General features: G+C 31.5%; 11 protein-coding genes. 1 reads left to right on the forward strand and 10 read right to left on the reverse strand.

Annotated elements, in window-relative coordinates; all coding sequences use genetic code 4:
• Positions 1 to 8 precede the first annotated feature (8 nt).
• The 8 genes from QPK10_RS01090 to typA form a co-directional block, all read right to left on the reverse strand.
• On the reverse strand, positions 9 to 2,990 hold the full coding sequence (locus QPK10_RS01090) for a hypothetical protein (RefSeq protein WP_368486205.1): 2,982 nt from the start codon (positions 2,988 to 2,990) through the stop codon (positions 9 to 11).
• Between the two features lie 34 nt (positions 2,991 to 3,024).
• Positions 3,025 to 3,753, reverse strand: a complete 729-nt coding sequence (locus QPK10_RS01095; protein ID WP_368486206.1) for a hypothetical protein — start codon at positions 3,751 to 3,753, stop codon at positions 3,025 to 3,027.
• A gap of 27 nt (positions 3,754 to 3,780) precedes the next feature.
• Positions 3,781 to 4,527: a hypothetical protein gene (locus tag QPK10_RS01100; RefSeq protein WP_368486207.1), complete on the reverse strand. Its 747-nt coding sequence runs from the start codon at positions 4,525 to 4,527 to the stop codon at positions 3,781 to 3,783.
• Positions 4,528 to 4,539: 12 nt separating this feature from the next.
• Positions 4,540 to 5,202 carry a hypothetical protein gene (locus QPK10_RS01105; RefSeq protein ID WP_368486208.1) on the reverse strand — a complete coding sequence of 221 codons (663 nt, stop codon included), beginning with the start codon at positions 5,200 to 5,202 and terminating at the stop codon, positions 4,540 to 4,542.
• A gap of 127 nt (positions 5,203 to 5,329) precedes the next feature.
• Positions 5,330 to 7,573, reverse strand: coding sequence for a hypothetical protein (locus QPK10_RS01110; protein ID WP_368486209.1), 2,244 nt, complete (start codon positions 7,571 to 7,573; stop codon positions 5,330 to 5,332).
• Positions 7,574 to 7,639: 66 nt separating this feature from the next.
• Positions 7,640 to 9,718, reverse strand: coding sequence for a hypothetical protein (locus QPK10_RS01115; RefSeq protein WP_368486210.1), 2,079 nt, complete (start codon positions 9,716 to 9,718; stop codon positions 7,640 to 7,642).
• A 268-nt stretch (positions 9,719 to 9,986) separates the two neighbouring features.
• Positions 9,987 to 10,454, reverse strand: a complete 468-nt coding sequence (locus tag QPK10_RS01120; RefSeq protein ID WP_368486211.1) for a hypothetical protein — start codon at positions 10,452 to 10,454, stop codon at positions 9,987 to 9,989.
• A gap of 189 nt (positions 10,455 to 10,643) precedes the next feature.
• Positions 10,644 to 12,473, reverse strand: a complete 1,830-nt coding sequence (gene typA, locus QPK10_RS01125) for a translational GTPase TypA (protein WP_368486212.1) — start codon at positions 12,471 to 12,473, stop codon at positions 10,644 to 10,646.
• Between the two features lie 264 nt (positions 12,474 to 12,737).
• Here typA and QPK10_RS01130 point away from each other — a divergent pair, with 264 nt between their 5' ends.
• Positions 12,738 to 12,863 carry a hypothetical protein gene (locus QPK10_RS01130; RefSeq protein ID WP_368486213.1) on the forward strand — a complete coding sequence of 42 codons (126 nt, stop codon included), beginning with the start codon at positions 12,738 to 12,740 and terminating at the stop codon, positions 12,861 to 12,863.
• 91 nt (positions 12,864 to 12,954) lie between these two features.
• Here the strand turns inward: QPK10_RS01130 and QPK10_RS01135 are convergent, their stop codons facing one another.
• Positions 12,955 to 13,344, reverse strand: a complete 390-nt coding sequence (locus QPK10_RS01135) for a hypothetical protein (RefSeq protein WP_368486214.1) — start codon at positions 13,342 to 13,344, stop codon at positions 12,955 to 12,957.
• 18 nt (positions 13,345 to 13,362) lie between these two features.
• The gene (locus QPK10_RS01140) at positions 13,363 to 14,448 is read right to left on the reverse strand and encodes a DUF3137 domain-containing protein (protein WP_368486215.1); all 1,086 of its coding nucleotides are present in this window, start codon (positions 14,446 to 14,448) and stop codon (positions 13,363 to 13,365) included.
• Positions 14,449 to 14,491: the final 43 nt, after the last annotated feature.

Raw genomic sequence — 14,491 nt, forward strand, 5'->3', positions numbered from 1 at the left:
CTTCCTTTCTATTGGGTTGGGTTTTGGAGTGTTATGTTAAATTCTACAAACCCATTTTCGATATAATCACCAGTAAAGTTAATCCGAATATAATAATTCCCAGCCTGTAATTGGGTGGTTGGTTGTAACCAATTATTATTTAATTTTACTTGAATATTATAGGATATTCTACTAAGATTTCAATTATTTTGATTAAAATAATTAATAATCTTGTTTTGGTACTTATCCTGTAACGTTTGAACTGTTGGAACAGGATTAGTTGCTAAATTAATTTCGTTAGCATTAACCATAATTGCCCTTCTTATTTTATCTAAACTTTCGCGTGGAACATTAATCTCTTTTTGAATGCTACCATAAAACGGATTATTGCTACTATTATCAGCAACAATTGTTAAAGTATATAATCCTCCCACCAATTTTTCGTTCAGATTGGCTATCCGACCATTTGGTTCATATAAAATAAAAGTAAACTGATTAATAATTCTTTGGTCTAAATTTAAGCCACTAAGTCCTTTTCGGAATTGTTCTTGGGCTTGAGCAATAATATCATTACCATAATCATTCATCGTATAAGCTCGTAAATTAATTTGATTTCCCAAATAACTTTCGACATTGGCCTTGGCAACTGTTACATCAATTGTGGTATCACCACTGATTAAATTATCACCGCCACTAGCCGCTACACGAATTGGCTGATGGCCAGGAATTAAGTGATTTTGATCATCAGGGTTAAGACCAAGTATTGTAAAATCACTGGTTTCTAATTCTAGTCCACTATTTCGAGCAGTACGAATAATACTTTCTTGAATCCGCTTGTATAAATCAGCATTAGTGTCCATTGTTGACATTGAAAGGGTAGGTAAGGATAATTCAGTAAAATTAGCTTTAACAACTTGAATATTTGTAAAAGTAGTTGCTCCTTGAAAGTTTAACGAAGAACCCAAAGCCTGTACTTTAACACTATAGGCTCCTACTTTTAAATTATTACCATTATTACGACCATTAGGGGGAGTGATATCAAAATTAAAATCATTCAAAATTGGTAAATTAACTGGATATTCTCCGTTGGTTCCGTGTGGAAAAGCACGAGCTCATTCTACCGTAGTGTTTAAAAAAGTACTTTTAATTTTATTTTCAAAAGTATATTGACTAGTTAAAGTTGAGAACCGTTCACGACTAATTTTATCTCTAACTTTATTGACTATTCATTGGGTATTTAAATCATTTTTATCAACGCCACGGGGATCTGGCACAACTTTTGATGGTAAGGTGAATGCTGTTTGAATATCTTTTGTTTGCGTTTTCGCATCATTTAATCAAAAAGTAGCTTTGACATTAACTTTTGGTAAAGTAAAGGCACGATCCTGATAAACTTTATTAGCATTCCCCCGTTCTTGTCCGTTAACAGGAGGATTTAAGGAATTAGTTGTTCCCCGAATTTCACTGGTTCCATTTGTTGAAATTGTTAATTCTTTTAAATTAACATCCCGCGGAGCATTCGGATCATTTAAATTATTTCATAAATATCTTGTCAAGTTATTTTTAACCGTTGGAATCAACTGGGTTAAACGTAAATCAAGTTCAGCATTGGTGTCATCATATTGAATATTATCAACAACCGTTTGAAAATCATTCAGATATTGGTAACTATCTAAATTAAGGGCCCGGTTGGTATAAGTTTGTTGGTTATAGTATAAATTAGTGGGGATTCGTTTAGTATCTAAAAAGTTAATTTGCACTTGGTTATGAAAAATTTGGTGCTCTGAATTTCAAATCTGCATATTATCACTGGCAATTCCTAAATCTTTAATATAACCTTGATAACTATTAACTTGTTCTGCTCCCATTGGTAATCCAAAATTATCTTGGGGATTTGGTTTAACAGGAGTTTTATCATAACTAGTAAATCCCCCATTACCACCAACATTAGAAAAAATTGGCATTTGGACATTTAAGGTATTAAAAATTTTGGCAATTGTATCATAACCCGCCTGGTGATTATTGAATAAACTAGCTCCTAACTGGTCAAAACTATTAATTTTACGACTATCATATAAAACATTGACAGCAAAATCATCCGCAGAAACCCCGGCTGCTTTAATTGGTACAAATGGTTTATCATTAATACCAGTAATTTCTTGGTTAACAATAATACTTTGGTCGCCATCATCATTATTTAAACGATAATACTGCTTTAATAACTTGCTTAAAAGTTGTTCATTAGTAGTATTTAAATCTAAGTTGGTATCTTGAATAAACTTTTGAATTTCAGAATTATTTGCTAAATTTAATAACTGCGCAATGGTAATTTGATGGGGAATTTCATATCAATAATCAACACGTTTTTTTAAATCAATATAATTATTAGCACCATCACTGGCCACCAGTTGTAAAGCAAAGCGCATTTTATAACTAAACATTCCTTGCTGAGCAGCGCTCGTATCTAAATACATTAAACCATATTTATCATCCCCACCGTTATAAGGATAACTTAACACACGGGGTAGTAAGGTCAATTTCATTTGAGAACCTTTATAAATAATATTGGTTCCGGATAATTTAGCTCCTGTCCCCGCTAGTAATGCTTCTACTTTCGTTAAGTCAGCACCAATTCAATCACTGGTTTGGAAGACATTTCGAATTAAATCGGTATCTTTATTATTGGCATAATTATCAATCGTTGGTTTTTCTGACAAAGTAAAATGAACATAGGTATTAATATTTTCGGGTTGGGCTAAATCTTTGGATAATAACCCATTAATATAATTGGTAATTTTATCTCCTAAGGGAATAGCATCTCGCCAGGGGTCGGTTTCATTATATGAAGAAGGCGCAACAAAAGCATAAATCATTCCGGCCGCCCCTAAGGCAATGGCCACTGAACCAATGACAGCAAAAATTCTTAAATTAGTTTTTTTATTAATTCGACGGGTTTTATGTTTCATTGATGGGGATAATACCTGTTCATTATCCTTAAAATTATCACTCATATAATTCACCTCCTCATGTTTTTATTGGTTAATGCTATTCCTGATCATCAACAGCAACATCAACCATGGCTGCTTCATTAATAACTGTTTCTTGGTTTAAAATATGGTCATTGGGATGAAGATTTTCTAATTTTAACTTTTCTTGTTCATATTTATAAGTTTCTTGTTCTATTAAAGTTAACCGTTCTTGCTCTAATTTTTTCAACTTCTCATCCTTTGCTCGAAAACTTTTTTCATCTTGTAAATACTCTGCTACTTTGCGTAATTTTCATTGTTTACCAACTTCTCGTCATAATAAGGTATAACAAATGATAATTACCAACGGGCAAATCATAAACCCAATTAAGGCAATAATTAAATAATTATTATGATAATTATACTGGGTTCAAAAATAAAAAATCACCACAATACCAAAAAGATAATAAAATAAGGTAAAAACAGTAGAAGTAATAATTCATGGTTTAAAGCTTGTTGCCCGGCGTAGTCGTAAGTATGGCACTCCAATGAAAGCAAAAAAGAATAAACTAATAATTAACCCAATAACTCCCGCAATAATATATTGTGTTTCAAAGGCTTGGTGGGTAATTAAGCCGGTAATATTCTTAATATAATTAAAACTCATTGCACAACCAGCGGCTAAGAAAAAGCCCATAAACATTCCTAATACTGAAAAACCCAGAATTAAAAGTCGGGTTGCAACTTCAATCCGCGTATTTCATTGTAACGCTAGTTCTTCGCGTTTAGTGCTTACTTTTCCAATCATATTGTTGCCCCCTTTCATCACACAATATTAACGAGTACGAATTGTTCTAATTTGTTGTGCCACATTATTTTCTAGTTCCCGATAATAATGTTTTAAATTAACACTAACAATAATAGTTCCCAACAAAAAGATTACTAACGCTACTCCCCCTAAAATTGTGGCCTTTCAATTAGCTGGATTAGCAATAAATAATGAATATACAACTGCCAAACCAATTATTCCCAAACCATTCACAGTACCAATAATACCCACCACAACTAACCAAATTCGCATTGTTTTAATTGTTCGGCACACCAACATCGGTACTACAATAAGAATAGTTATTGCTAACCATAAAAATAATAAACTAATAATTGCAATCTGCAGATAAGGTTTTACTAAATCAAGGTTTGAACCAACAATCCCACCGGTTTTCGACCCAATAAATGTTAAAATAAGACTGGTTGTTGTTTGGGCTAAGGGATAAATAAATAACGCTACCGTAATAATCATCATTAACGCACCAGCAAGAATTGCAATTCGCCCAAAGCTTTCCACTGAATCTTTAAAATAATAACGAAATGCTCCTAAATCATAATTATAAGCATGATGCTTAAACTGCATTCGTTGTTTTAATTCATAACTTCCTAAATTTCTCGTCACTTTTTCCCCAACGGTACGGTCCAATTTTTTAAGACTCTCTGGGCGATCATCTTCAACAAATTTTAATTCACGCACGGGCGGGGTTTCTTCCGCGGAATTATTGGATAATATTTTTTCTTCCGTGTTAATCATTAACCCACCTCCTTATTGCTCAGAATTAATAACTGCTGTAAACTGTTCACTAGCTATAATTGCTTTTCGTAATTTGCTTTTTTTATGGACAGCGGCACTTCATAATAAGACACTACCCGTAAAGATTAATAAACAACAAAGAGCAGCTAAAATAACCCCGGGAAAATTTAACCGCACGGGAATGTACAAATAAGAAATAATACTTAAACCTAACATTATTAAACCAAATAAAAAACCTAGTGAATTTAATAAGATTCCAGTTAGTTTTACTAACCGAATATTACGGACAATTAAAATTGGAATCACAAAAACGAGACTAAAAATTACGCCTCCCACGGCAATCACGACTGTCATTCCGCGAAAAACACCATCTGCTACTCCAAATTGGTTAAAAGCGGCCGGAATTGGCAACTGTGTGGTAGCAATCATTGCTAAAGAAGCAGAAACAATAATAATCACGCCCAACATTAATCCTTGGGAAATTAAAATAAATAATCGGCCAAAAATTTCAGCCGGACTACTAAAATACATCCGCGTAAGATGTAAATCTTCTGGAAGCGAAACTGGTTGGCTAACCGGTTCTGAATCCGCTAAAAAAGATGGTTGTTGTTGATTATCTTCACCAACCATTGTTTCTTGTAAAGTTAGTTCTTGATTTTCACTAATTTTGGCCATCAATATCACCCATTTTATTATGCCCTATCTGCGAATTTACCTAATTCGTATTTTGATTATAGCATTTTTTAGTTAAAAAAGGCAAATTTTAAATTTTTTCCGAAAAAAAGAAGAGGAAGCCCTCTTCTTATGGACGATGATTAATATCATAAATAATTTTAATCTTAATAATAACTGTTCCCTCGTATAATCCATTATATTTTGGAATAATGTTATCTAAGGTAATATCCGAAACTGGATTGTTAACTGTTGGTAATACTACCCGACTCACAACTTCCTGATCTCAGTAATTATAGTTTGAAGTTGGTAATAACAGATTTGGGTATTTTTTCTGCAATTCGTAGTTATAAGTAATTGCATTATGTCAAATTGTTATCATTAAGTTTTTAATATATTGTTCGGGATTTTGAATATTTAAGTTATCTAAGTAGAACACTAATGGTCCATTGGCTGTTGCATCAATTGGATCGCCACTTGGATTCATTGGAATTCTATTACTATCATATTTTAAAACAATCTGGACGGTCATTTCGCCCTGATAGATAGTTTGGTCTTTTAATCGGAATTTTAATTCTAATGGAATATTTGGACTTCCCCCTGGGGTAAAGTTTTTAATTGCATCGGCGACTTTTTGTTCATAGTCACTATCCCAAGCAGATATTTTTTTTGATACTCCATATAAAGTATACAATTCATTATTAAATGATGAGTAACCAATAATATCATTTCAAATTCTTGTGGTTAATGTTTTAATTTGACGGTCAACCGTTGTGGGATCTTGGTTAAATTTATAATCACGGGTTGTATAGTCAATTGGAACGTTTTTAGTTAACGGACTATCAATAATTCGTAACTTACCAGTAATTGTTAAATCAGCATCTTTTCCGGTTGTTCGGGCATCACCACGAGCTTTGATGGCATAATCTGTTCATCCTTTGGTTGCAAGCGCTTGTTTATAAGCAGCTTCTAATCCTGATTTATCAATCGTACTATTGCCTTTACTATCGACATAATCTGTTGATTTGGTTGAAATTTCACCGCCAAATTGACCAACCGCATTATGTCAAGTTGAAACAAATATTGAGTCAACAGTTGGATTTGAAGCAGTTGATAATAAGATTGGACCAGTATTGATTGTTTTGACTACCCCATCATTCATAATGATTGCATGAATAGTTGTATCACCTTTAAAGACCGGGTTAGTATTGTTATTTTTAGCAACTAACGTAATAGCATGTTTTGTCCCAATATTTGGTCAATTATTTCTAATTACCGCATCTCAACCACTTAGATCAAAATCCTTCATTTCAGGTGTTAGCGGTAAACCAGCAATTGCCATCGCATCACTTCAAACTTTTGCTTTATCAACTTGATAACGATCTTTTTCATAAACAATAATAGGCACTGCTAAACTTATATCTTTTGGCATTGTATAAGGATCTTTCGTTAAACTTCCTTCCACCCGAAGATAATGGTTAACACTTTCATCTTTTGGAGTTGCTAAGAACTTAAAGTTGGTGCTTTGACCACGCCCCGGTTCAACAACACTACTAAAGTCAATGTCATAATCCTTATAACTCGCAGCAACACGGGGATCAGTACTAAATTCCGGACTATTTTTAACATTTTGTCAAATAAATTGGTATAAAGTATCGTTATCCCCCACATCATTTTTAAGTTCTAGGGGTAAGTTAATATAATAGCTAATAATATTTAATTTAATTGTAATTGTCCCCTTGTATTTTTTGTTTCCACTATCAAACTTCCCATTATATTTAGCAATTAATTGTTCACTTAGTGGTTGGTTAAATTTAGTTGGTAATGCTAATCCTGATAAATCATAACCACTAATGTCATCAGGAGTGTTAGCAGTAAACTGTGTTTTAGCTTCATCTCAAATCTCATTTTGAAGCGTTGTTAAATCATCATATTTAGTAACATCTTTTAACGTAACTGAGAGGTCAACATCTTGAGAAATATCAACGGGACTACTATTAATAAGAGTAAAATAAATTGTAATTGAACCAGTATAACTAATTTCTGGTCTATCTTTTAAGGTAAAGACAATATAACCTGCTTCTTGATCACCATTATTAGGCGGTAAGGTATTATTTTCCTTGTCTGTAATATCTCCCATGTGGAGGTCAAGTCCTTGTTCAATCCGTCCCTCTTTTTTAGCCGCCGCTAAAATATCAGCATTAATATCTTTTGTTTCCGAAGAAACATAAACGCTATTGGTTAAAGTAAATTCAGTTGACACATTCTTTTTCCCATCAATAATATCGGAGTGGGAATTACCACAGGCAACCAACGTTGGTACTAACGAAGTTGCTAACATGGTTGCTGTTAAGATTGCTAATAACTTTTTCATTTTCTCACCTCACTTATGTTAAAAAATGCCATTTTTAGTATATATATTATACCGTAATTAATAAAATTATACTATATAATCTAAGTTAAAACGGAAAACAATCTGTTGGAATTGTTTTTCAACCCCACTAGGGTTTTTCAATTTTAAAATTAAATCTAAGGCGGTATTTTGATAATATTTTGCGCTATCTCCACTTACTAAATTAGTAGTCCAAGCGCTAAAATCATTTTTAATATGATACTGATTTAAAACATTATATTCAATATTATAGTCATTGCTTAATGAACTCTCGTATTGAACTTTCGTATATCCATTTAAAACATTATAGACACCAGCTGTATAGTTATTAATATCTTCAGCAAATTTTCAAGTATTTTCAGTAAATTCCTTTAAAATTAAGCTCTGCAATTGGCGCGGATCACTAACTAAACGCGGATCAATTTTAATAACATTATTTTGATTTGCAGCGGTACCATAAACCCCTGTTGTGTTTCAATAGTTACTAAATAAGTAATTTCGTTGGGCTAAATTAGTAAAATCTAACATTCCCGGTGAACTTACTGTTCCTTTTAAATTAAGAATATGATGTAGTTGAGGATGATCAATTGTAATAAATTCCGAGCTGTTAATAAATGGTAAATTAATTTCTAAATCCTTTGCTTCTTGAATAGTTCGTTTTTTAACATTTAAATAGTCACTAGTTTCACTATTGGCATATGTTTGAAAAGGAAGGATATTTCATTTAAATAACCACTGATATTTGGGATCGGCTGGGTTCGTTAATATATCAGTTTTCATCTTATCAACTAAATCAGCAAACTGAATTTCCCCATTTAATAATTCCCGAATTTGACTATTAATATTATTTTCTAAAATATTTTGAATTGTCTCTCCTTCTGGTAAGAACATAAAGTAAAACTCTTCGGGTTTATTAATATCCAATGTTTTTGGGGTTAATAAATCATAAAGTGGTTTTCAATCATCCGGAACAATATCTTTTGGTAAAACTAAATTCGGATTTTTTGTGGTTGCTAAAACATTTTTTAAAAACACAAATAACTGCGGAACATATTTAGTATTAATTTTAATATCTTTCCCCAGAGTTGATGATGAATTGCTAACTGCTAAATTAGTAGTTTTAAAATGATGGTTGGAATCATTAATAATCGCATTCATATCAAATAAGTATTGATAATCATCAATAACTGGTAGTGGTAAAGAAGGATCCAGACGGTCTTGTTCAGAAACACTAGAAATAACAAAATTACTATAAGGGTTGTAATCACCAACAAATTCCTTATTATCCCCTTTATTTTCTAAATATAAATTATCAAAATATTTTTGATATTGGTCATATACTTCATCATCTAATTTTAAACCATTAGTTTCACCCTTGACCACTAATCCATTTGCTTGTTTTCCTAAAATGTTTTTTTGGTTTGTTCAAACAATTGGTTTATCTTCATCTTTTTTCATACTTTCTGCCATTTTAAACTGGATAAAATTAGATAAAAACCCTTCTGTTCCAATAAAAATGGTTGGCATAATAATCAAGTTTTTTTGAATTTCCCCATTATACTTAATTTTTAAATATAAAATATTATTAACTAAATTTAAATTATTTCGTTGGACATCTTTTAAAGACAACTCATGTTGGGCATAAGCATCTGTATAAATTTTAAAAATGGCAATTTTATTCGGGTCTTTATAAATATTTTTATAAAGGAAATTGCGAGAAATATATGTTTTTGGTGCTTGGTTAAAAATATAATTATAAGCATATTCTAATCGTAAAGAAGTTGCCCGCACATTAATACGCTCAACAACCCCCGTGGTTGGGTTTGCTGGCACATTATATTCTTCAAAAGTCTTTTGCCCTTTAAAATTATCCCGTAGTGGCGTATTCGTAAAATCAACTTGGAAATAATCACCCTCATTAATATCCGGTAGTTTCCCATTGGTTTTAATCCCATTATAACTCAAGATATTTTGTAAAAATTGGACACCAAAATAAGCTCCGGGAATTAGAGCACCGATATATAATGTCGCACAAAAAGCAGCAATCACTGACTTTTTACGACTCGCAACACTAACTGTTTTTGTAATTTTATTAAGTGCCTTTCAACTTCCTGGTTTTTTTGCCATTAATTCAAACACCTTTCTAATCCTAAATAACCCCTTATTTAAGATTAATAATACCAAAAATATGATTAATAATCATATTTTTTAATATTAAATAAAAACCCTTCAGACTATTTCCTAGATAATCTGCTTTCATTATAGCAAAATTTTGCAAAATTACAATTTAATGTTTTATCTATTTTTCAAAGAAAGTTAAATATTAAATAAAAAAGCTTTTAACATGGGTTAAAAGCTTGTCAATTCAAACTTATAGATTATGATAACATCAAAGTTAAATTACCCGCGAAGTCATTCCAATAATTTTTAAAATATCTTTAATTTTAGCGGCTAAATCTAATGAAATGTAATATTCTACTAATAATGAAAATAAAATGTGTAAATGATCATGGTATTTATTTTCAACTAGTTTAATTGCTTTACTTAAAATTCTATCCATTTCTTGTTTTGGATTAAGGGTAATTTGGAAATATCGTTTATTTAAACGCACTAGTTCACCCATCATATTTTCATTTTTAATTTTAAGGTTATCAAAAGTATCAGATAAAAAATTATCAATTTTTACAGTTAGTGCTTTATTATGTTGTAAGTTTCCTTGTTTTGTTCGAAAACCAATAAAGTTTTTAGATAAATAAAATAAGGCATTTTTATTAGTAGTACTAATTTCTTCGAGGGCTTCAATTTCATTCATTTCTTTTAAAATATTTTGATAATCATAGTTTTCTTGTTTTTTCAGTTCCATATTTGGTTGCTCCTTTTTATTATTTAATTAAAAATGGTAAGTGGTAAATTAAATGTATAAATTAAATATTAATAAAAAAACAAATAGCACTAACATAACTGGATAAGAATTAGTTAGGTACTATTTGTACTCTGTTAACTTATTTAATTTACTTTATTATTATAATATATTTATCTTCATTCGCAAAGACTATTTAATAATTTTTTTGCTATTTAATTTGCGTTCAGCTTCTGTTAAATATAATTTTCGTAAGCGAATATCAGTTGGTGTTACTTCGACCAGTTCATCTAACTCAATAAATTCTAATGATTCTTCTAAGGTATAAACTGTGGGGGGAGTTAACCGCACTGCTTCATCACTACCAGCTGCTCTGGTATTTGTTAATTGTTTTGCTTTACAAGGATTAACATATAAATCATTGCTTCGGGAATGTAACCCAACTATCATTCCTTCATAAACTTTTGTTTGGGGTCCGACAAAAAGGATTCCCCGTTCTTCTAAAGGTCGTAACGCATAAGCAAGGGTAACTCCCCCAGTCATACTTACTAATACTCCATTTGGTCGCTTAGCAATTTCGCCCTTATAAGGCTCATAGCCTTCGGCGCTGCGAATCATAATCCCTTCCCCATGGGTAATATTGGTGAATTCTCGGCGAAAACCAATTAACCCGCGGGTCGGAATTGAAAAAGTTACTTTGTCCCGAATGCCATCGGAATCCATATCAATCATAATTCCCTTACGGACATTTAACTTATTAATTACACTACCACTATAATCTGTGGGAACACTAATAATAACTTTTTCCATTGGTTCTAAAATATTTCCCTCTGGTGTTGTTTTGAAAACAACTTGTGGTTTGGAAACTGCTAATTCATAACCTTCACGACGCATATTTTCAATTAAAATTGCTAAGTGTAATTCACCACGACCATAAACTTTAAAGCCATCCGCGCTAGAATCACTCATTGGCTCTACTCGTAGACCAACATTAATTTCTAATTCCTTGTCTAAACGATCTTTAATATTTCTAGTTGTAACATATTTTCCAACTTTCCCAGCAAATGGGGATTTATTAACAAGAAAATTCATTGACATTGTTGGTTCTTCAATAATGATTGGTGGCATTGGGCGAATATTATCCTTATCACAAACTGTATCACCAATTAAGATATTAGTAATCCCCGCTACCACGACAATATCTCCAGCAAATGCTTCTTTAACAGCCACTCTTTTTAGACCCTGGTATGTAAATAACTCGGTAATTTTTCCCTTGCGGGGATTACCAGCATTATCAACAATGGCCACTTCCTGCCCAACTTTAATAGTTCCCTCAAATAAGCGCCCAATTCCTAACCGTCCAATAAATGAATCATAGTCTAAAGAACTAATTTGCAAGCGGGTTGGATTTTGGCTTAATTCTTGCGGATATTCTCCAACATGATTAATGATACATTCAAATAACGGGGTTAAATCTTTCCCCTCATCTTCGAGTTCATATTTAACAATTCCTTCTTTGGCAATCCCGTGCAAAGTAGGAAAGTTCAACTGGTCATCATTAGCATTTAAATCCATAAATAATTCTAAAACTTCATCAACAACCTCTTTGGCTCGTTGATCCTTTTTATCAATTTTATTAACTAACAATATTGGGCGTAACCCTAATTCTAATGATTTTGATAAAACAAACCGTGTTTGGGGCATCGGTCCTTCCGAACTATCAACCAATAAAATAACAGTGTCAACAGTCTTCATAATTCGTTCAACTTCTGAAGAAAAATCAGCGTGGCCCGGCGTATCAACAATGTTAATCTTAATATCTTTATAGACAACTGAACATGTTTTTGAATAAATAGTAATTCCGCGTTCACGCTCTAAATCATTACTATCCATAACTTGGGCACTAACTTCTTCATTACTTCGAAAAACCCCTGATTGGGCTAAAAAAGCATCCACGAGGGTTGACTTTCCAGCATCAACATGGGCAATAACAGCAATATTAATAATTTTTTGATGTGACATTTAAATTCCCCTTTAAAATTTTAAATAATAGTATTTTTTATAACTCCGTATAAAATATTAACATAATACTAGCAAATTACCTATTTTTTTTGTAACTTCGTGGTTTATTTTTAATTAAAAATTTTATAATACATAATTAACAATAAAATCTTCAAAATCCTAAATTTTAAAGAGCTCCAAAATATTACCGACCACAATTATTCAATTTTATAACATTATTTCACAATATCTTAGTATAATAAAATTATTAAAGGATGTGAGAATATGGCAATTGATGTTAGTAAAATTGAAAAATTATCAACAAGTGATTTAATTAAAGCCTTAAATGATAAAAATAAGGAGTTCCAAACATTACAAACTAAAAAAATCGGAGTGTGGCAGAAAATTTAAAATTAAAAACTATCGAAAATGAACTTCGAATTATTAACGGAGAATTTATTAAACGGGGGATTTAAAAAGACAAACAATTGTTTGTCTTTTTTTATCCTTTTAAAATATTAATCGCCAGGTTATCCACCGAGGGATGATCAGGGTTAGTACAACTAACACTGGCGATGCAAGAAATAATTGCTTTTTGGTGGGGTTTTAATTTACAAATTACTTTAATCTTTGGTGTTTTATGAAAGTTTAAATGTTGGGCTATCATAACAAATTTATTTAAGAGTTCTTGTTCAGTAATTTTTAGTTTAAAAGAAGCCCAGTCATTTTCAGCATAAGAATTTTGATAGTTCATCCGAAAATTTTCTACTTGCAGATCACCATCATATAACATTAAATCTTCTACAATTGGTTGGGTTAAATATTGTTCATTTAAATCAGAAAATAAAATTTGTAAATAATCAATTTTTAAAACATTAATTTCAATTGCCATTTTTATTCTTCCTTTCTCTTAATCAACCAGCCCATAAGCTGCTAGTCATTCTAACCCATAATTTAAAGTAAAAAGATCAGTGGCAATCTTATCACTAATATTTTTAGCAATCTTATCTAAATCATCGCCATAATTAAGCTTAGTTAAACCTAGTTTATTATTAATAGCATTTTCCGATAATAACAAGGTTACTTCGTTATTTTCAATAATCATTGGCACTAACCGGTGATACTTATTGGCTAAATCAATTAAGTTAACCATTACTTTTGGAGTTAATAGTTTCCGCACTAACACGGGATCATTACTATAAACATCAAAGATTTTTTCAAATTCACTAGATTCTAATTGATCATTTTTATGCCGCGATAAATATTGTTCTAATTTTCCTTGGTTAGGAATAACCCGACCACTAACCCCGGTTTCTTTTGCTAGTTGGTAAGTTAAATACATAAAACAATCTTGTTTATTAAAATCAGTCAGCATCCGGGTTGCTACAGCGACAGCAACATCTAGCGCTAAGGCATCACGTTCTTGGGTTAATGTTCCCAAGGATAGTAACTGGTTTTTAAACTCTAAATTAAAAACTAAATCATCATTACGGTTAAAAACCCGTGGGTTAGCAAAGGCGACACTTTCAGCCATAGTGTGAAAGACTGTTTTATTTCGTTGCAATTGGGGAGCCGATGGGATTGGTTTTAAATCAAAGCCAGGTTTCATATTATTAAAAGTAACTTCTGGATTATAATCATGTTTAAAAGCAAATTCGTAGTATTTTAACCAATTAAGATTATTCATAATATTCATTAAATAATTTTTATTTCTGCGATAAAAACTAAATAAGAAAATACTTGCCCCGATAAACAAAAATCCGGTTATAAAATAAATAATAATTGGTGTTGTTCAACTATGAATGTTGTTGAGAGCACTTAAAATAATTGCACTAACTATCACTCCGATAATTCAAATTGCTAATAATAACCATCCCAGAACATAGTAAAAACTTTTGGCAAACCGTGGTTTTACTTTTTGATTGGGAAAAGTTGTTGCCACTAAATGATTAAGGTCTTGTTTAATATAGTCTTTGGTCTTATTAGTTATGTTCATATAATGCCCACCTTTATAGGTATTATAACGAAATTAAAAGATT

Origin of the sequence: Spiroplasma sp. DGKH1 (assembly GCF_040940205.1) — a bacterium.
Classification (GTDB): Bacteria; Bacillota_I; Bacilli_A; order Mycoplasmatales; family Mycoplasmataceae; genus Spiroplasma.